At 30.5% G+C, this 19,551-nt stretch carries 16 protein-coding genes and 4 pseudogenes; 3 read left to right on the plus strand and 17 right to left on the minus strand.

Going from position 1 to position 19,551, the window contains the following annotated elements:
- The first annotated feature begins 17 nt into the window (after nt 1–17).
- Both H964_RS05885 and H964_RS05890 read left to right on the plus strand, forming a co-directional pair.
- Nucleotides 18–1,112, plus strand: coding sequence for an iron-containing alcohol dehydrogenase family protein (locus tag H964_RS05885; protein WP_039765637.1), 1,095 nt, complete (start codon nt 18–20; stop codon nt 1,110–1,112).
- A gap of 84 nt (nt 1,113–1,196) precedes the next feature.
- Nucleotides 1,197–1,802: an FMN-dependent NADH-azoreductase gene (locus tag H964_RS05890; protein ID WP_039765639.1), complete on the plus strand. Its 606-nt coding sequence runs from the start codon at nt 1,197–1,199 to the stop codon at nt 1,800–1,802.
- A 72-nt stretch (nt 1,803–1,874) separates the two neighbouring features.
- Here the strand turns inward: H964_RS05890 and H964_RS05895 are convergent, their stop codons facing one another.
- The 17 genes and pseudogenes from H964_RS05895 to H964_RS05965 form a co-directional block, all read right to left on the minus strand.
- Complete coding sequence (locus H964_RS05895) at nt 1,875–2,957, minus strand: hypothetical protein (RefSeq protein ID WP_039765641.1); 1,083 nt, start codon at nt 2,955–2,957, stop codon at nt 1,875–1,877.
- Nucleotides 2,939–3,157, minus strand: a complete 219-nt coding sequence (locus H964_RS13515) for an RlpA-like double-psi beta-barrel domain-containing protein (protein ID WP_051109308.1) — start codon at nt 3,155–3,157, stop codon at nt 2,939–2,941. The genes H964_RS05895 and H964_RS13515 overlap by 19 nt, the downstream gene beginning before the upstream one ends.
- Nucleotides 3,106–3,729 (minus strand): hypothetical protein, encoded by a 624-nt coding sequence (locus H964_RS11970; RefSeq protein ID WP_051109309.1) that lies wholly within the window; start codon nt 3,727–3,729, stop codon nt 3,106–3,108. Before H964_RS11970 ends, H964_RS13515 begins: the two co-directional genes overlap by 52 nt.
- Before the next feature lie 83 nt (nt 3,730–3,812).
- Nucleotides 3,813–5,012, minus strand: coding sequence for a hypothetical protein (locus H964_RS05905; RefSeq protein ID WP_039765644.1), 1,200 nt, complete (start codon nt 5,010–5,012; stop codon nt 3,813–3,815).
- Nucleotides 5,013–5,185: 173 nt separating this feature from the next.
- Nucleotides 5,186–6,787 (minus strand): hypothetical protein, encoded by a 1,602-nt coding sequence (locus H964_RS05910; protein WP_039765646.1) that lies wholly within the window; start codon nt 6,785–6,787, stop codon nt 5,186–5,188.
- 412 nt (nt 6,788–7,199) lie between these two features.
- Nucleotides 7,200–7,472: pseudogene (locus H964_RS05915) on the minus strand (MMPL family transporter); the annotation flags it as partial.
- A 313-nt stretch (nt 7,473–7,785) separates the two neighbouring features.
- On the minus strand, nt 7,786–8,211 hold the full coding sequence (locus H964_RS05920; RefSeq protein WP_011917021.1) for a DUF5412 family protein: 426 nt from the start codon (nt 8,209–8,211) through the stop codon (nt 7,786–7,788).
- Nucleotides 8,195–9,064 carry a polymorphic toxin type 44 domain-containing protein gene (locus H964_RS05925; protein WP_011917020.1) on the minus strand — a complete coding sequence of 290 codons (870 nt, stop codon included), beginning with the start codon at nt 9,062–9,064 and terminating at the stop codon, nt 8,195–8,197. Before H964_RS05925 ends, H964_RS05920 begins: the two co-directional genes overlap by 17 nt.
- Nucleotides 9,065–9,476: 412 nt before the next feature.
- Nucleotides 9,477–9,829: pseudogene (locus H964_RS05930) on the minus strand (MMPL family transporter); the annotation flags it as partial.
- 84 nt (nt 9,830–9,913) lie between these two features.
- Entirely contained in the window at nt 9,914–11,518 is a 1,605-nt protein-coding gene (locus H964_RS05935) for an ATP-binding cassette domain-containing protein (RefSeq protein ID WP_039765652.1), read from the minus strand.
- Nucleotides 11,519–11,535: 17 nt separating this feature from the next.
- Nucleotides 11,536–13,143 (minus strand): ATP-binding cassette domain-containing protein, encoded by a 1,608-nt coding sequence (locus H964_RS05940; protein ID WP_039765655.1) that lies wholly within the window; start codon nt 13,141–13,143, stop codon nt 11,536–11,538.
- A gap of 1,165 nt (nt 13,144–14,308) precedes the next feature.
- Entirely contained in the window at nt 14,309–15,493 is a 1,185-nt protein-coding gene (locus H964_RS05945) for an MFS transporter (protein WP_011917015.1), read from the minus strand.
- A 124-nt stretch (nt 15,494–15,617) separates the two neighbouring features.
- On the minus strand, nt 15,618–15,827 hold the full coding sequence (locus tag H964_RS05950; protein WP_039765659.1) for an ATP-binding protein: 210 nt from the start codon (nt 15,825–15,827) through the stop codon (nt 15,618–15,620).
- Between the two features lie 9 nt (nt 15,828–15,836).
- Nucleotides 15,837–15,947: pseudogene (locus H964_RS12365) on the minus strand (helix-turn-helix domain-containing protein); the annotation flags it as partial.
- 263 nt (nt 15,948–16,210) lie between these two features.
- Nucleotides 16,211–16,867, minus strand: a complete 657-nt coding sequence (locus tag H964_RS05955; RefSeq protein ID WP_011917014.1) for an ABC transporter permease — start codon at nt 16,865–16,867, stop codon at nt 16,211–16,213.
- A gap of 1 nt (nt 16,868) precedes the next feature.
- A complete protein-coding gene (locus H964_RS05960; protein ID WP_237738222.1) occupies nt 16,869–17,165 on the minus strand; it encodes a hypothetical protein in 297 nt (98 codons plus the stop codon).
- A gap of 560 nt (nt 17,166–17,725) precedes the next feature.
- A pseudogene (locus tag H964_RS05965) lies at nt 17,726–18,247 on the minus strand (IS110-like element ISCsa4 family transposase); the annotation flags it as partial.
- Between the two features lie 66 nt (nt 18,248–18,313).
- Between H964_RS05965 and H964_RS05970 the strand changes: the two are divergent.
- Nucleotides 18,314–19,543, plus strand: a complete 1,230-nt coding sequence (locus H964_RS05970) for an IS256-like element ISCsa2 family transposase (RefSeq protein WP_011915673.1) — start codon at nt 18,314–18,316, stop codon at nt 19,541–19,543.
- Nucleotides 19,544–19,551 lie beyond the last annotated feature (8 nt).

A 19,551-nucleotide genomic window follows, 5' to 3' on the forward strand; every position in this document is an offset into this window, starting at 1 on the left:
TGAAGGAGGCCTTGAAAATGAGCAAATTTTTCATGCCAACAAAGGTCATATTTGAAAAAGATGGTGTTTTGAAAAATAAAGATCTTTTCAGGCTCGGTAAAAAAGCTTTCATCGTGACATCTCCATCTTCTCTGATGAACGGCTCTTTAGAAGATGTAACAACTGTATTAAAGGAACTTTCAATTGAATATTCAATATACAGCAAAATTGCTCAGAACCCAAGCGTAGAACAGATAGATGAAGTTTCAAAATTGGCAAGAGAGTTTTCCCCAGACTTTATAATTGGAATTGGTGGAGGTTCTCCTCTTGACTCATCAAAGGCAGTGGCAGTGCTGTGTGCTGAAAAAAATCTAAAAGCTCAGGACCTTTTTGACTCAAAATTTGAAAAGTGCTTACCTATAGTTGCAATACCAACAACATGTGGTACAGGAAGCGAGGTTACTCCATATTCTATTTTGACTTTGAAAACCATTGAAAATAAAAAGAGTTTTGCATCAGAATTGATTTTTCCTAAACTGGCAATTGTCGATTATAAATATCTTCTAACATTGCCCTTTAATGTTATTGTAAATACCCTTTTTGACGCTCTTTCGCATGTTATTGAAGGATACCTTTCAAAAGCATCTGACAACATTATTGAAGCTTATACAAAAAAAGCCTTGAGCCTGTTTACAAGTTCAAAAGGTAATCTAAAAGAGAACGCTCTAAAAGAAACTGACCTTGAAAAGTTTGCATGGATATCATTGATTGGGGGAATAATTATTGCACAGACAGGTACTTTAATTGTTCATCCTTTAGGTTACAACCTTACTTATTACCATGACATCCCACACGGAAGAGCCAATGCAATCTTACTTTCAAGCTTTTTGAGGCTTGAGAGCAAATATTTAAAAGAAGAAGTAAGCTTTGTTTTAAACAACATGGGCTTTGAAAGCATAGATGAATTTTCTGAGTTTGTAAGATTTTTTGTTAAAGACTCTATTCCAAAATTACCAGGTGACAGAATAGAATATTATGCAAAAAGAGCACTTGAGTCTAAAAATGTAGCAAACTTAAGACATGCAATCTCGCTTGATGAAATGGTAGATGTTTTGAAATCTTCGGTTGAGTAGTCAAAAATAAATTCATAGTTATACAATCGATTTACAGGGGTATAATATAATCAAGAAAATTATTCTTGTAAAGGAGATGTTCGAATGGCAAAGCTACTGTATATAAAGGCTAATCCAAAGAGCGACCAAAGTTCAAGAACATTTATAATCTCGGAACATTTTATAAAGGTATACAAAGAATTTCATCCAAATGACCAGATTATCACTTTAGACCTTTACAAAGAAGGAATTCATTTTCTTACTCAAGAGGACATCAACGATATCTTCGCTCCAAAGACTGAGGCATCAAAGCATCACCCTATTTTGAAGTATGCCTATCAGTTTGCCAATGCTGACAAGTACGTATTTGCAGCACCTATGTGGAATTTGGGCATTCCTGCAATCCTCAAGGCATATATAGACTATATCACAGTCTCTGGAATAACCTTTAAATACACAGAACAAGGGGCTGTGGGGCTTCTTCGTGGCAAAAAAGCAGTTCATATCATGGCAACAGGCGGAGAGTACAAAACACCACCATTTTCAGACTTTGAGATGGCAAACAGGTACCTGAAAACAATTTTGGGTTTTATGGGAGTTGAGGATTTTCAGACAATAACAGCTCAGCGGCTTGACATTGTGGGTGAGGATGTAGAAAAGATTATCTCAAATGCGTTGAAAGAGGCTGAGGAGATAGCAAAAAGGTTTTAAAAAGAAAATTTTGGGGACAGATTAAAACAGGGGCTGTCAAAAAAATAATTTGATAGCCCCTTTCTTGTAATATCATTTCCCATATGAAACTGTCATCTTTGTTATAAAAGTATTCTTTTTTTCAAATATTTTTCGCACCTTTTTCTCTCTTAAATCATACTCAAAAACAGCGCTTGGATAAGCTTCAATCCCTTCACCAAACATCATTTTATTTGAATTTTTAGGAATACCGATAAACCAGAGTTTTTTCCCATCATTACTTAAATATCCCTCTATCGGAGAGGAAAACTCCTCAACAGATGTATCTTTTATTTTTTTTAGCATACTTTCAGTTAGTATTGGTACTATTACTTTTGACTTCAGATCTAACTTGTATATGCCCGTTTCTCCCTTTTTTCTGGTAGAGTTTAGATAAATATTGGTTGCACTAAAAGTAATAATATTACTCTTTGGTACAAAACCTAAAGCTCCAATTGATCCTGCTTTGAGTTCAGTAATTTTCGTATATTTTTGATTTTTTAAATCAATGATGTAAAAAGTATGTTTTATTGAATCAACAGAGGAATTATCCTCATACATCTTTTTCTCATCCTTATATGAATAAGCAACAGTCAAAATGTGATTACTATCAATCACCTCAATTTCGTCAAATGCCATATCAGAATTTATAGGTTTTACCATTTGAGCTTTTTTCTTTTCAACATCAAAAATCCATATTCTTGGTATTGGAGAACTCAATCCAACTCTTGATACACATATTTTCAAAGGTTTTTCACTGAGAATTTCAATATCTATTTCTCCAGCTTGATCATTATTAGTAACTTGAAATACTTTTCGATTTTTCAAATTCTTCACAAACAACTCCCAAGGCCCAGTTCCAATTGCATCATCATACGCAAGCCATTCCTCATTTGTAGAAATATCTCCAAAGGTCATAACTTCCCTGTTTTTAAGAATTAGTTCTTCCTTTCTCTTTTTAGGTATAATCTTCCACATATGAGTCTTTCCATCTTTATCATATACTGAGATAAGTAACTTTTCCACTACCTCTTCTTTGCTGGCTCCCCCTTTATTATAAATTCCTAAAGATAAGGATAGTAGCAATAAAATTGCTACTATCCTTATTACATCTATTTTTAACTTTGAATAGGCCATTCTATTTTCCCCCTAAAAATTCCTTTACTTGGATTATGAATTTTTGAAAATGCTGTTTTTACCATATCCAATATTCTACCTTGCACATATGGACCTCTATCTAATATTTTTACTGTTGTGCTTTTGCCATTTTCAAGACTGGTTACCTTTACCCTTGTCCAAAATTTAATTGTCTTATGTGCAGCACTTTCGCTATCCAATATAACTCCTGCTGCTCCTTTTTTCCTTCACCATTATACCATGAAATATAACCTGTTTCTGTATTCAACTTTATAGCACCCTGTTGCAAAATGTTATTACTATTTTCATCATCGTTTGCTTTATTTTCTATTTTTTCTGATTTACTATCATTAGTTTTGATTTCATCTAATTTCACTTCTTTTAAATCAATTTTCAAAGGTTCTTCTTGCCCCTGATGAATAACAACTGGTGCACCTAATGCGTCATATACAACTATCATTCCAGGCTCTACTTCAGGTAAATCCTCTTCAGGTAGCGGTTTACAATTTTCTGCTATTTTTTTGTCTTCTTTTGATAAAGAAACTAGATTATCACTGCCTTCAGACAAAATAATTAATTTTCCATTTTCATCAAATGTAATAATCGTACCTGGCTTCATATAAGAGGGTATTTTATTATGGCTTTTATCTATTTCGTTACTATTCAAAGCCGTTGCAGCTAAAGAATTCCAACTACTTAACACTAAAAGCAAAACTGAACAAAAAGCAATGAATTTGTCAAAGTTCATTCTAAGCATTTTTTTGGTAAACATCTACTATCCACCTCCCATTTTATTTTGCATCCCTTCATGAGCGCTCATGAAAAGGTGAACGCCGTTGGACTAAAATAAAAACTTCATTTTGAAATAACATCATAACTTACAATACCGCCCTTTACCTGAAATAATAGCTCAACCTTTTTATTTTTTAGCCTATAAATATTAGTATCAAAAATTTTATTAGGTACAAATGACTGATAGTTTCTGTCAATAAAATAAATTGCTTTATCATTTCCATATATCGGCCAATAGACATTAATGTCTTTTGGCACATCATTCACAATTTCCAATTTTCCAGTATTAAGGTCAAGAATAACCGGCTTTGACTTAAACGGATCATTTATAGTAGAATAATCTCCAAATCCTCTATATTCTGGCTCACCCTGTGTAAATAAATATTTATCTTCTGATACAAAACATCCCGGTGAGTTGCTCAAACCTGTGTTTTCAGTAAATTCTTTTTTCGTACCACTTTTTAAATCAATTGCAGAAATCCATACATATGGTGGTTCAGCAGGAGTCCTTGATTGTAATACAATCCATTTATTGATTCTGTTTATTGCTGTAAAATATATTATTCTATATACTTCTTTCACAGAAAAATTGCCAATCTTCTCAGATAAAAGTTTTTTCTTTGTTTTGTTCAACAAATCAAACATAACAAGAGATACAGCCAACTCATTTTCTTTATTATCATACTCACCACACACTATATATCTACTATCAGAGGAAATAGAGGGACAGCAAAATTTACCTTCTGCTATACGTGTTAATAAAAATTCATTGTTATCTTCATCTCTTACTTTATTTTTATTCCTCAAAAGATACAACGCTTTACTTGTCGCTATTACAAATTCTTCTTTTTCTTTATTTACGCTGATATATTCTATTCTTTCATTTAATTTTTGCCGATACACCTCTTTTCTGGTTTTATAATTAACAACAATTATTTCTTTCAGGTCGTTTGTGTAAGCTATATGATTTTTTCCCCATGCAAAAAATCGACGTGGAAAAAGCGTAAAATTTTTATCAATCTCACTATCTGCTGTTTTAAATTTGAATAACAAATTGTCATTTCCACGGCTATCAATTACTCTTCCTTCCAATGTTCTTCCATAAATTTCATTGATGTTTTCATTTCCTAATATTCTTACATATCCAATTTTTACAATATTTTGACGGCTGTAAATTATTAAAAATCCAACTAAAAGTATCCCAGCAAAACAAGCTATTACAGCAAATAGTTTGGGCACAAGCAATTTTTTTTTTAACTTCATTCTTTTTTGCTCCTTTCATTTTTTTAATAAAAATTCTCTGATACAAACACTTATTATAACTGTCTTGCTGACAATTGAACCTATGTCTTTTTGTCTATAAATAAAATCCCCCTTGTGGCAAATTTTTGATAAAGCCACAAGGAGGTATTTTGATTTGATAACATACATATTAACTACGGACACTGATACGCACCATATGAACCTTCTACCTCAGACTTGCTTCGTGCACGATGGATAACTCGATCATAACCTCCAGTTGTACTTTCATATACTATATAGTTGCCAGAAGCATCCTTTTGATAAAACAGCATAACATGACCACTGTTACATAAAGCATCTCCTTGTTGCAAGGCACTAAAACTGATACTTTTACAGTATCTCATTATATCATAAGTACTCCATTTATAAGGCAACATCCAGCATTTACTAACAAAACCCGAGCAATCGACCCCAGTTGTTCCTCCTACATAACCACTACTACTTGTATAAACATTTCCTGCAGCATAACCCTCATTAATTTTTTGCCCAAACTCTGATAAAGAATCTCCTCCACCCCAACAATATGGAACCTGATAATAGTAAGTATTATATGAGGTTATAAAACATGGTCTTTTCCACAAATTAGGATTTGCTACTTTTGAACCATCAAAATTCTGTTTTGAACAATACCATTTGTAATTATTGTACTGGTAAGCAATAGACATAATTTGGTTTCTATTTAGACTTGAGGTACTTATATATTTAGTTTGCTCATTAAACTGAATATCACTGTTTTTGTTCTCAATTAAGTTTTTTTCACTTCCCAATGATTCTTTATATTTGATATACTGATCATTTGTCATCCACGAATCAACTTCTAATACATAAACATTCTTTTCACAGGGCACCAATACAAAGACGTCATTCCCTTCAAGTACTGCATCACGTATCGGGAAATAATATTTACCATCTGGAATCTTAACAAGTCCTTCAATATTCTGTGTTTTTGAATTTAACTTGACTATCCATTCACCGTAATCGTTAGTTATCTTCCAAAACTGAATAAAACCTCTTCTACCAATATATTCATAAGCACAATTTTCATTAACAAACCATCTTGGAAATTCAAAAGCATCACCTGTATCTATGCTTGCTTTACAAGCAGAAGCGTTTACTTTGCTTACACTTCCATCAGAAGAAAATACTCCTTCTCTTTCTTCTGCTACATATAATTTGTTTTTGTTGATATCCTTAGCTAAAAAACACGTTTTCATTTTATCACCAGAAAGCACAACAAATGGACCGTTATCATTTACATCAAACTTGTAAAACGGCTCTAATCTCAGCTCTTTATTTGTTGAGATATCAACTACTCCATTATTTATTGTAATTAAAGTATTTGTACCAGCATTAAACAAATATATTTTTCCTTCTTTATCTACTGCCATACCGTGAATCCATTGTTCATTTGGTATATTAATTCTTCTAATCAAATTACCATTTTCTTTGCTGTATACGAGTACTCTGTGATGAACATTATCCAGAACATAAACTTTATCACCTTTTACATCAAAAGCATTAGGACCTTCATGTGAACCATATCCTATAATGCCAGTATATTCAATGCCATCTACCGAAACAGGAATATTTACTATCGTTTTGAAGTTTGGAAAATCAGTTTTTTGAACAGCAGAAACTGAAATTGCAGCAGTTTTATGAGTTGAAAAATAGAAAATGCTTACTATCATTAAAGTAAGTGTAATTAAAAATGATAAAATCTTTTTGTGGTTTTTCATATTCCCATTCCTCCTACCTATTTTATTTTGCATCCCTTCATGGGCGCCCATGAGAGGTTGATGCCATTGTAAACTATAACCTCTCAAGAAATAATTTTAATCATATACAGGTCTAATACCAAATAGCAAATCAACCTGGTGGTATATAAACTATATTATTTTGATAAGACATTGTATAAATTGTTATATCTATTAATATCCACCTTACTATCTTTGCCTAAATTCTACATTGGTAATTTTATTTTGTCAAACGCGTTTTTTACTTTTTTTAATCAATTTTTTAGCATTTTTCAGCTGTAAGCTCTCTCTTTTTTCAAATATCTTTAAATCCCTTGAATTTTCTTACATTTCCATGTAAATAAAAAGCTGCCACCTTTCCGGTAGCAGCTTTCTAATTATCTTTAGGTCACTTTTAAACTATATCCCTTTTTACCCTCATCAAACTATTGAACAAAAACGGCAAAAGGAAAAATGCAAGCAGAACAAGACCTATCACAACACAGATTGAAACCTGCATTAATGTCAAAATCCCAGATGGCAGCATTGCCGCAAATGTGCCGGCTAAAATTATCACCGCGGATGTTACAACATGACCAATGTTTGCTGAGGTAAGTCTCAGTGCTTTGTTTATCTCCAAGTCTTTATATTCATAAAATCTTATCAGCAAGAACACACTGCAGTTTATTCTAAAGTATACTTTTCCTTTCCTTCTCTATCCATTTATCCTTAAATACAATCATATTATGACATAGAGCCTAATTTTTGTTCCTTTACGTATCTATACATTTTATCAAATTTACCCATAAAATTATATTACAAAAAAAGAAAAAATCGCCTTTATTTTTACAAAGGGACTTTTGTAGATTGCTGAAATAAAAATAACCTGCAAATCTTTGAAAATAAAGGATTGCAGGCTATTTAAGCTTAAGAAAAATTCTATAGCGAAAAAATACTCTGCTCACTTTCCCTGAGATTTTTGTTTTTTATTCAAAATTGTTCTATCGCCTTTTTACAGGTTCTTTTCTCCAATCAAAAGAGTCTTTAAAAATGTCTAATCTGTGACCATTAATTATAACTACATGATTATTTATCCATCTAACATCAGCTCTATCTTCCGGGTAATCCCAGTATATGTTTCTAATTTTTAAGCCACTTTTATAACACAGCTCTCCTCTAACTCCATATGCTGTTGTTGCACCACCATTGATTAAGTAAAATTTAATTTTATATTTTCCATCAGGGGATAAAGATTCACTTAAAAATTCGCCATGCGGAAGCATGTTCATATCAAAAAATCGCCAGCAGACAAATAAAGTAAATAATAATATGAGCATTAATATTGTCATCAATAATTTGATTAATATTCTTTTAAAAGAACCTTTGTTTACTTCAGCTGAACCATTAGATTTATAAACCTTGCTCATACCATGATATCCCTTTCCTAATTGCTTCTTGATCTTTCGGATCATCAAAATAGCTATTATACCAAGAAATTTTAAAATTTCCAGTTAATATTTGAGCAAGTCCAGCAGCTGAACATAAAACTTCTGCTGGAAGAGGTAATGATCTACCTGTATATCCATAATGAATATTACCAATATCTTCTCCATGTATATACTCTATCTTACCATCAACAACGATTTTATATAATTTATTCCATCCATATATTCTTTTGTAATCCCAATCACCACCTTCTCTTACTTTAGATGTCCAATATGCAACTTTTGCAGAATACGCTAAGGCAGCATTTCCACTAATAATTAATGTTGATAAATAAATACCGTTCAATTCATTTACATTAGCTCTGCACATTTCTATCAAATATACACGCTCTGGCTCATCTGGATCACGCTGAATAACAATTGAATTTTTATCGCTTTTTACACTTTTATTTTTTAGTTGTATATTTTTTGAAAGCTGTATACTAAAATCATCTTTTACTTCTATAATTCCTTCCTCTATAGCTAAGTTAAGGTATTTTATGCATTCTTTATACTTCAATATTAAATTATCGTCTTTGACTATATCTTTTATTGATTCATTGACAGTAATACTTCCATCATCATTAATCCTTAAATAATTTTTGGGACTTTTTAGCACAAGACTATTAATATTGAGCAAACTTTCTATCAATTTACTATCTTGCAATGTATAGTTGCCAACTATCTTATATTTTTCATCTTCAGCATATGACAAAGAGAAGTTAAATACATTAAATATAAATACAAAACTCGTCATAATACTTAAAAAAGCTACCTTCTTTTTACGGTTTTTCATATTCTTATTCCTCCTACCTATTTTATTTTGCATCCCTTCATGAGCACCCATGAGAGGTTGATGCCATTGTAAACTATAACCTCTCAAGAAATAATTTTAATCATATACAGGTCTAATACCAAATAGCAAATCAACCTGGTGGTATATAAACTATATTATTTTGATAAGACATTGTATAAATTGTTATATCTATTAATATCCACCTTACTATCTTTGTCTAAATTCTACATTGGTAATTTTATTTTGTCAAACGCGTTTTTTACTTTTTTTAATCAATTTTTTAGCATTTTTCAGCTATGAGCTCTCTCTTTCTTCAAATATCTCTAAATACCTTAAATTTTCTTGCACTTACATGTAATTAAAAAGCTGCCACCTTTCCGGTAGCAGCTTTCTAATTATCTTTAGGTCACTTTTAAACTATATCCCTTTTTACCCTCATCAAACTATTGAACAAAAACGGCAAAAGGAAAAATGCAAGCAGAACAAGACCTATCACAACACAGATTGAAACCTGCATTAATGTCAAAATCCCAGATGGCAGCATTGCCGCAAATGTGCCGGCTAAGATTATAGCAGCTGAGGTTACAACATGCCCTATATTTGCCGAGGTAAGCCTGAGCGCCTCGTTTATCTCTAAGTCTTTATATTCATAAAACCTTATCAGCAAAAATACACTGTACTCTATACCCAAAGCTAAGAACACAACAAAGTGAAAAATGGCACTGCCCAGTTGAGTGCTTCGTATTTGAAAATACCATAGAAGACTCTCATCTTTTATATAATTTATCAAGTAATTATATAAAACCTCATATACTTTCATTATATGACATTATATTCCTAAAATAAAATTTAATTGAAATCAATTTGATAAATTTTATTAAAATATCTCAATAAGTCCCTTTCATGAGTAACCATAATAATAGTAGTGTTTGGATCTTCTAGTAAACTGGAAATAACTTTTTTCCCCTCTTCATCTAAATTTGCAGTTACTTCATCAAACAAATAAAATTGCCTCCCTTTGAGCATTGCTCTTCCAAGAGAAATTCGTTGTTTTTGCCCACCTGATAAATAAATTCCATTATCACCCGCACGTTTGTCTTTTATTTCTTCCAACATTAGTTTTTTCATAACGCTCTCTAAAGTATTTATTTCTTTGTTGAATTTCACCATCTTGATATTATCTTCCACTGAAAAGTTAAATATAAATGGCTGTTGAGAACAATACCCAATACTTTCTCTTAAACTCTCTAAATTTATTTCCTTGAGTTCAATCCCATTAATGTAAATTTCACCTTCATAGTCCTCATAGAAACCCAAAAGAATTTTCAAAAAAGTAGTCTTTCCAGACCCATTTTCACCTATTATTGCTACTTTATCTCCTTTTTTTATGTCGAAAGAAATATTCTTGAAAATATAATCTTTATCAAAGCTATATCCTATATTTTTTATCTCTACAATTTCTATATCCTTTGTTAGTACTTTTCCTCCATGTCTTTCTGGAGAGTTTATTAAATCTAATATCCTCTTTGAGAATATTTTAAGTTTATAAAACTGGTTAATCGTATTAATGATGTAATTTATCATTCCCTTTATCAAAATTGAATATCCAGCTATTTTTATAAAATCTCCCAAGGAAATTTTATTTCTTAACATAAAATAACTGCCCAAGATATACATAAATAGCATTGAAATCTGAGAGAAAGTATCATCCATTGTCTTTAAAATAACTGAAGTTTTGATCTTCTCTTTTACATACTTTTCAATAAAGTCTTGGTAGCACTTTTTTATCATTTCCTCTATTTCCTTTTCTAATGAATGAACTTTGATATACATAAAACTTTGAACAACTTGATTTTCTAATTCTCTTAATTCATCTTTCCTCACCTGACCATATTTTGTAATTCTCTGGTTTTGTTTTTTTGTGATTAGAGGAACTATTATAGGAAGTAAAACTAATATAAAAGATAATATTGAATAAAAAATTTCTATTTTTATCATTACATATAGTACGTAAAGTATGAATATACAAGAAAATAAAATTTCAACAACATCCAAAATTGCAAATCTAAATAATCTTATATCATCATTAAATCTTGTCAGCACTTCACCAACTGTCAATTTACTTAATTTCAAAAGCTTTTGACACAAAAATTTTTTGTAGATATTAGTATCGTGTAGGACTACTACCTTCCCAAACAATAAAGCTCTATATATAGAAGATATGCACGGCAAAACAAAAATAACAATACACAGAATAAATAGAAGATTAATTATGTTGTTTTTCAATAAATAAAAATCTCTTTTTAATGCTGCATCCATATAAACTCCTAATTTTGATACCAAATATATGTCTACAATATTTTGTAGAGAAAAAATAATTATATCACACAACAATACATACCAATATTTAACCAAAAAATTTCTAACTAATCTATTTTTTTCTTTAATCACCATAAAATACTACCTCACTGTTAATAAATTTCAGCAATTTCGTTTACTGATTGGTTTTCGATTCTCCAAATTTTATTTACACAACTTGCCAATTCAATATTATGTGAAACAATTATTATTGTTTTTTCACTTTTACAAAGAATATCTTTCAAAATTTCTATACTTTTAGTATCAAGATAATTAGTCGGTTCATCAATTATTAAGATTGAAGACTTTTTCAACAACCCTCTTATTATTGATATTTTCTGTTTTTGCCCATCTGAAAGTTGATTAATTTTTTTTGATAAAATATCATCCAAACCAAACAAGTGCAGTAAACTTCTTTTTCTATCTTCCAAATTGTCTTGAATCACCATATTAAGGTTATTATCTATATCCTGTGTAAAGAAAGTAAAATTTTGGGGAATAAATGAAATGTGTTTACTGAAACTCTTAAAATCTACTTTTGAAAGTGGTACACCATTAATAAGAATATCACCTTTAAAAGATTCATAAAGCCCCATTATAAGCTTCAAAAGAGTAGTTTTTCCACTTCCATTAGAACCCATAATCAATATCTTATCTCCTTTGTTGATACGAAAATTTATTTTGTTGAAGATACTCTTAGAATTTTCATAGGAAAACGAAACATTTTTAAACACAATATTTTCAATTTCATTTATTTGTATCATATTCCCATATTGATTTTCTATATCAAAATTTAGTATTTCACTAATTCTTTCAAAAGAACTTTTTTCAACCCTCAAATTTTGAAAACCTTTTGCTGCTACTTTAAAATTATCAATTACAATAGGAAAAAGTGATATAAACACTACAACCAAATCAGGAGTTATTAATTTTTTATATAAAAATAAACCTAACATGATATATGTACCAAATTTTGCTATATTGTTGCATAAGTTGTAAAGTATATCTTCAATTGTTCCTACTTTTTCCATTTCATTTGCACATTTTTTACTGACTTCTTCCAAGGAAAGAAATCTTAAAGAGGCCCATTCATAAAGATTATATGCTTTTATTACTTCAATTCCTTCAAAAGACTGTTTAATAAAACCTGTTAACTCATCATCTGCACGATGACTTTCCTCAACTATTTTATTCATATATTTTATTGTAAAAAACAGTGGAAATATAGGTAAAATCCAAAGACCAAAAAAAATAACTGAAAGAGAAAAATTTTTTAGACCCAAAAAAATAAAATAACCTGCTAAACATATTAAGGCTGAAAAAACTGAAGAATAATGAACATAAAAACACTTTACTATATCATTAAAGTCCTGCTCTAATCTATTTAAAATCTCACCTTGTCCATATTTTTCTATTAATGAATATTTGTTATTCAAAAACAACATAAATAACTTTTTCTTTAGTTCAATAATTCTATTCTCTTTAAAAAATTCAATTAACAATGAAAAAAATAATTTGCCAGAAATAATAATAAGATAAATTAAAAGAAAGGTAACTACATTACATATAAAAACCTCCATATCTTTTTGGATAGCTAATGAAAATAATTTAGCAAAGGTATTAGAAATATATATGTTTATGATACCCTCAATTAAATTTATAAAAACAATGAAAATAGTAGGTAATAACAATACTATTTTTACATAGTATTTAAAATTCATCCTTTTGCACCCTTCCCCAATAAATATAAGCTTATTCAATAATTCTACTCTGTATTGTTATATAAATTATCTAATAACCAATTACATGTTACTTTTGAATCAATCACTTTTTCTTCTAATTTTCAATCTGGCAAAAGTAATCTGTAATAGGTGCATTTATTGATTTATAACAAGTAATTGAGGTAGTATTGTTTTGATCTAAAAATACTTTTAAATATAGATTTTTATAATTATATACTAAGCAAGAAAGAATTAACTCCTTTTCTTTTTGCATTATTATTCTAAATTTATTGTTTTCGAAATGATATAGTTCCGGTATATATGCAACATTCAAAGTTTTATTGTAATTCTTTAATTTTGAAACGAATTAATTGTAATTATTTTGTATTTTAAAATTTGTTTTTATATCTATTAAGAAAGTTCTCACATTATTTTGCATTACATCTTTATAGTTTTGTAAATTTATCAAAGTCTATTAATTGAATTAACATAATCACACCTTACAATTAAATCTACTACTGGCAATTCATATCGTTTAATGACAATTTGATCATAATTTTCTCTCATAAGACAAGTAGCTATTGTCACATTTTTAAAGTTCAACTCTTTTAAGGACTTTAAAGCATTTATTGCTTTTTCAAAAAATCCATCACCTCTAATCTTATTATGAATTTCTTTAGGACCATCAATACTAATTTGAAATACAGAAAAATCTATATTTTGTATTTCCTTTTAATATATCCTTTGTGAGTAAAAAACCATTAGTACTGATTAATATTTCCATATTTTGTAGTATGCATATTGTAATATCTCTACTATATCTTCTCTTGCAAACGGTTCTCCACCTGTGAAAAAGATTTTCTTTACCAAAATTCATCACTATAAACATCTATTAGCTTTTTAATTTTCCCGAGTAGTCAACTCATTATAAAATGGTTCGCCTGAGTTGCCATAGCAGTGTTTGCATAATGCATTGCATCGTTTAGTCACCCTTATTGAAGCTGCAAGTATAGGTATATCACCTAATAACTCTTTAATTCCAATAGTCCCATATTTCAATAGTTGTTTTATTTAAAGCAATCCTATTACTAAATAAATATCCATTTTAAACACTCTGTAGTCCATATTTATTTGCTTATAAATAGGCATCTAAACATTCCCCATCTTAATCTACATTTCTATATATTCTTTCAAAAAATAACAAAACAAAAACTGCTAAACCCGAAATTAAAATAAATGCAGCACTTACAAACAAGCCATATGAAATACCTAAAACCTTTATAAAGTAACCAATTCCAATACCTGCTAAAATTTCGCCACTAGCCTCTGCAAATTGAAAAAATGATAATGCAGTAGCCCTTATTTCAGAATTTATATATCTATTTAGATAACTTTGAAGATAAGGCCTAAGAAGAACTTCTAGTATAAAAAAAAGTATTAAACATAAATATGAAATAATATTTAACTTTACAAAGACAGCAATAGTTACTATCATAAACATTGAAATTTTTAGACAACCAATTATTAACAACTCATTCTTTTTAGGACTATCCAATTTGTTTTGTAAAAGCATAAACATAAGACTAAAAATAGCACTGATTATATATATATTACTTATCAAGAAAATATTAAATTTTTTAAATTTAAGAAATGTTTGATAAAATCTTTCTATGCCATCTAATCCTATTGCGAATAAAAATACTGCTAATGACAATAAAAATAAACTTTTAGTTGAAATAATATAACAAATAGATAATTTAATCTTATTTATCATTGACTCGTTGCTATTTGAATTATAAGATTCTTGTAACGATTCAGGTACAAAAAAATAAGTTATCAAAGCTGCAATAATATATAATATTGCCGATACTATAAATGGTAGGATGGCATTTATTTTGTACATAAAGGTTATAAAAACTGCTCCAATAATACTTCCTGTAATAAAAACAATGTACATTTTTCTAATCTCAATCTCAAATTTATCGCTTTTCCCTTTCAGAATTAAATAATCAGCTAACCATGCTTCTAATGCTCCAGATTCAAAGGAATCTGCTAATCCCATTATTAATACAGAAAATAGGAACATACAAAATGTATTTCCTAATGAAAATAAGAAAAAAGCAATAAAATTTAAAAGAGCTGATAAAAACAATGAAACTTTTCTACCATATCTATCTGCAAATGCCCCAAAAGGAATTTCTGTAACAAACCTAATTGTTTCTAAGACACTACCCAGTATTCCGATAGCAAATAATGAAACTTTTAAATTTGACATATGTAAAATCCAAATAGGAAAAAATAAACCTTTTGCAGTCCCTTTAATTAAAACAGTAATAAAATAAGCTAACATAAAAATTCCCCACCTTTTTTGTAGTTAGTAAGTCACTAAATAGTGACTTGCCACTAAATATCTAAACTTTGTGACCACCCATTACTACTGAACCTCTAACGACTCCTTGATTTAGTTTCCTCAGTCACAATTTATCTAAAATCAACAAGTCCACATTGACGTATTTTTTTAGTTTCTGCTGATATGAATTACCTGCTCTTGAAATGTATAAATCTTTAAGCATCCTATTTACTTTTGTAACCAGTACCCTATAGACCAATGACACAGCTTTTAATTCTAACGCTATTGCAAGATGAGTCTTTCCTGTTCCAGGTAGCCCTATTGATGCCCACATTCTCTTCTATTCAATATCTTTGATTACTTTCCTCACAGTTTTTCTATCAATGCCCAACATTCTGGCTATCTGGCTTTTGTTGCATTCCTGTTTGTATAATGTATGAATTGTAATATGCATTGCTATTGTCAGCATCCCTTCGTTTTCTTCTTCTGTAGTTTTTATATACCCTATTCTACACTACAGAAGGTATTTTTGGAATTGCCAGGTGGAGAATTTTTTGTGTCATTTCTGATGATTTTATTTTATCATTAGCACTTTTACTCCAAATATCTTCAAATTTCTTCAATTTTTTTCGCTTTCTCACAATAAAAAAGCTACCTCATTTTTGGAAGCAGATACTTGCTATTATCGGATTTATTAGCTTCTTCCAAACGTTTGAATTAACTTGTTATTATCTTTTCTACATTTATCCTTTTAAGTATCACTAAACCAACAATAAATACACCCCAACATAACAATATAAGTCCAGCTTTTAAAACTTGAATTGATATATTACTCGAAAATGCCAATTTAGGAATATATGAAAATAAGAAAACAAGTGAAAATTTTACTCCACTTATCAATACGCTGTTTTTCGTAGTGAGACTGACCGAATAAATTATGAATATACATCCTAATGAAAACACAAAAACAGTGAGAATAACAAAAAGAAATAAATAAATGTTATTCAAATGACTTTTTAATAAAATAAAGGTAACCCATATGAAAACAATTATTGAGCTTGTAATTAAAACTGGAATAACTTTTGATAAAAATATCAATGTATTACTTAAAGGTGATGTAAAATATCTATGATAAACATAACTACTCTTGTCCTTATCGAAATTAATGGTTGTTATAAATACAATTGAATATGAAATAGTTATTACAACACACAATGTATAAAATAAGCTTATCGAAGGTTTATCTTTTAAATAATTTAAAAATTGTTCAAAATTCTTAAGCGCATACCACACCGCAATGTTTAAAATTAGTAATAATATAATTGCATTTTTAATGTAATTTTTGACTTCTAATTTTATTATTTTAAAAAACATTTTAACTAACCCTCCCTTCTATAAATTTTACATATAAATCTTCTAATTTTTCTATCATCTGATAATTCTTTGGTTTAATCTTTAGAAACATTTTCTCATCAAAAACATATAATTTGCTATTTTTCACTCTATAGGTTTGAAACTCAGGATAATCTCCTTCTACCAAATAAAACTTTTCTGAAACAGGTATTTCGAAAATCGTTTCACCGCTTTTTATAAATCCAATTCTATCACTAATTTCCTGTACCTCATATAAATTGTGAGAAACAAAAAGTACAGTTTTACCTCTCTCTCTCAATATACCTTTGATTTTCTCAAAATATCTCGCGATTTCTTTAAAATTCGCTATCGAAACAAATAATTTTGTTCTTGATATTGTTATTATTGCTTTATTCTACCATACCCAGCTTAGACTCAGCCTCTCTATTGTATTTATCTTGTTGCTCTACCATATTACGGCGGGTATCTATCCACAACAACCATGGTGTTTACCCTCTCATGTCTCTCAGGGTCTTTTCTCACTTGCCCTCAATTCCCTCGTCCCATCTACCATGGCGTGGACGTCAGTTATGCTCGTATGCAGGGTCTTCGCCCGTATGGAGGATGTACTCTGACCACCCGCTCACATTTTTCAATCTACTTTCTATAAAAAATCATTTAATCCTTTCTCCTTCATTTCTTAACCATCAATACATTTTCTAAGATGTGAACTATTATTAAAAGGGGCGCTTTGCTACTCGACATGACTTAATCTCCTCGCAAAGCTAAGAATTTCTTTACCCCCTCAAGATGTGAATCACTCAAACTATTTCTCCTGCTTTAAATTAAGAATGTTCAAGCAATTTTTCTCACTTCACTTCACGCTGTCCTTGCTAAAGCCTCTCTCTTTATATCGCTCAACATCTTGTTCCCATCATACTTTACGCCTTTTTTCAAAATCGCATAAAATACCCTTATCAATTTACAACACAGTGCTATTAATGATTGCTTCTTCTTCAAGGGATTGTTCTCTCGCGTGGTGTAATACCTGTGCAGCTGCTTAAATTCTTCATTCTTTGCTACTATTGTAATCATGGCCTTGAACAAGCTACTTCTGAGCCTCCCTCGCCCTCTTTTACTTATACACGTCTGACCCTTGTACTTGCCAGAACTATTCTCAACTATATTGAGTCCCGCCAATTTCTGTATCTGTCTCGCATCCTCATACCTCTTTATATCTCCAACCTCAGAAATAAAGCCAACTGCCGTTTTTACACCAACACCTTTTATTTTAAGCAGTTCCTCTCCATTCGGCACCTCTCTCAAAAGCTCTGCCATCTCGGCTTCTATCTCTTCTATCTGCTTCTTTAAAAGCTCATATTGACTCAGCAAATATGGGAGTTAAAATAAAATTGTGTCCACTGTATAATTAGTGTTGAAATAATCACCAAAGGGGGGCTCACGATTATGGAGAAAAATGAAATTTTTGAAACCGCTAAAAATATGGCTATCGAGCAAGTATTAAATATGTATTGCTCCAAAGATGATCCTACTCGCCCAGCTTTAAAACAGCTTTTGGAAAACTTGCTCGATTGCTTTATGTTATCAGAAAGAACTGTTTACCTTGCTAAAAACGAAAACGATAAAGGCAATGGTTTTTACGGCAGAAAACTTGCAACACCTGTTGGCAGCCTTGAAATTTCTGTTCCTCGCACACGCTCTGGTAACTTTCGACCTTCCATTCTCCCTGACCGCTACAAAAGGGTTGACAGCTCATACACTGACCTGCTCATGTCTTTAGTCGCCAATGGTTACTCAGAAAGTTCTCTTGTCCAAACTCTTAAAAGCATGAATCTGCCTTATTCTGAAGACGAAATCGAAAAAATCAAAAACGATCTTAAAAACGAGCTTCAACTTTTCAAACAAAGAGAACTTCCTGAAAGTGCTTTTGCTCTTATCATTGACGGTTACCATTGCGAAATTAAAGATAACTCAAAAGTTAAACAAGCTACTTGCTATGTCGTGCTTGGCATTGATTTAGAAGGCAAAAAAGATATCTTCGGTATCTACACTTTCTTCGGCAAAGAAAACAAAGCCGATTGGATGAGAGTCTTTGACGACTTAATTACAAGAGGTCTTAAAAAAGTCTTAATAGTTGTAAGCGATGATTTTCCAGGCATTATCGATGCTGTTAGACTCGCTTATCCCCTTGCCGACCATCAACTATGTTTTGTTCACCTTCAACGCAATGTCAGAAAACATATGGCAAAAGATGATGCTTCCGTTTTCAACAAAGAGCTTGATAAACTAAGAACTTCCTCTGCTGATTTTGACGAAGCTATTTCAAAGTTCAAACTTCTTTGTGAGCAATACTCCTCAAAATATCCTCGATTCATAAAAGGTATTTGCGAAAAAGCAGAGTTCTATCTTGCACATATGAGGTATCCTGAAGATTTAAGAAAGTACATTTATACTACTAATGCTGTAGAAAGCGTAAACAGTATGATTGAAAAGATAAGAATAAACTCCGGTGGTTATTTTCAATCTGTAGAAGTTTTAGAGATAAACATATATTTACAAAGAGAAAACTTGCGTCGGGGCAAGTGGAAAAACGGAGTACCTATTCTTAAAAAATGTAGTTACAATATATTACAGCTCTACAATATACGCTATGAAATGGAAACACAAAATTCTTGACAAGTCTC

Source organism: Caldicellulosiruptor sp. F32 (assembly GCF_000404025.1).
Taxonomy (GTDB): Bacteria; Bacillota; Thermoanaerobacteria; order Caldicellulosiruptorales; family Caldicellulosiruptoraceae; genus Caldicellulosiruptor; species Caldicellulosiruptor saccharolyticus.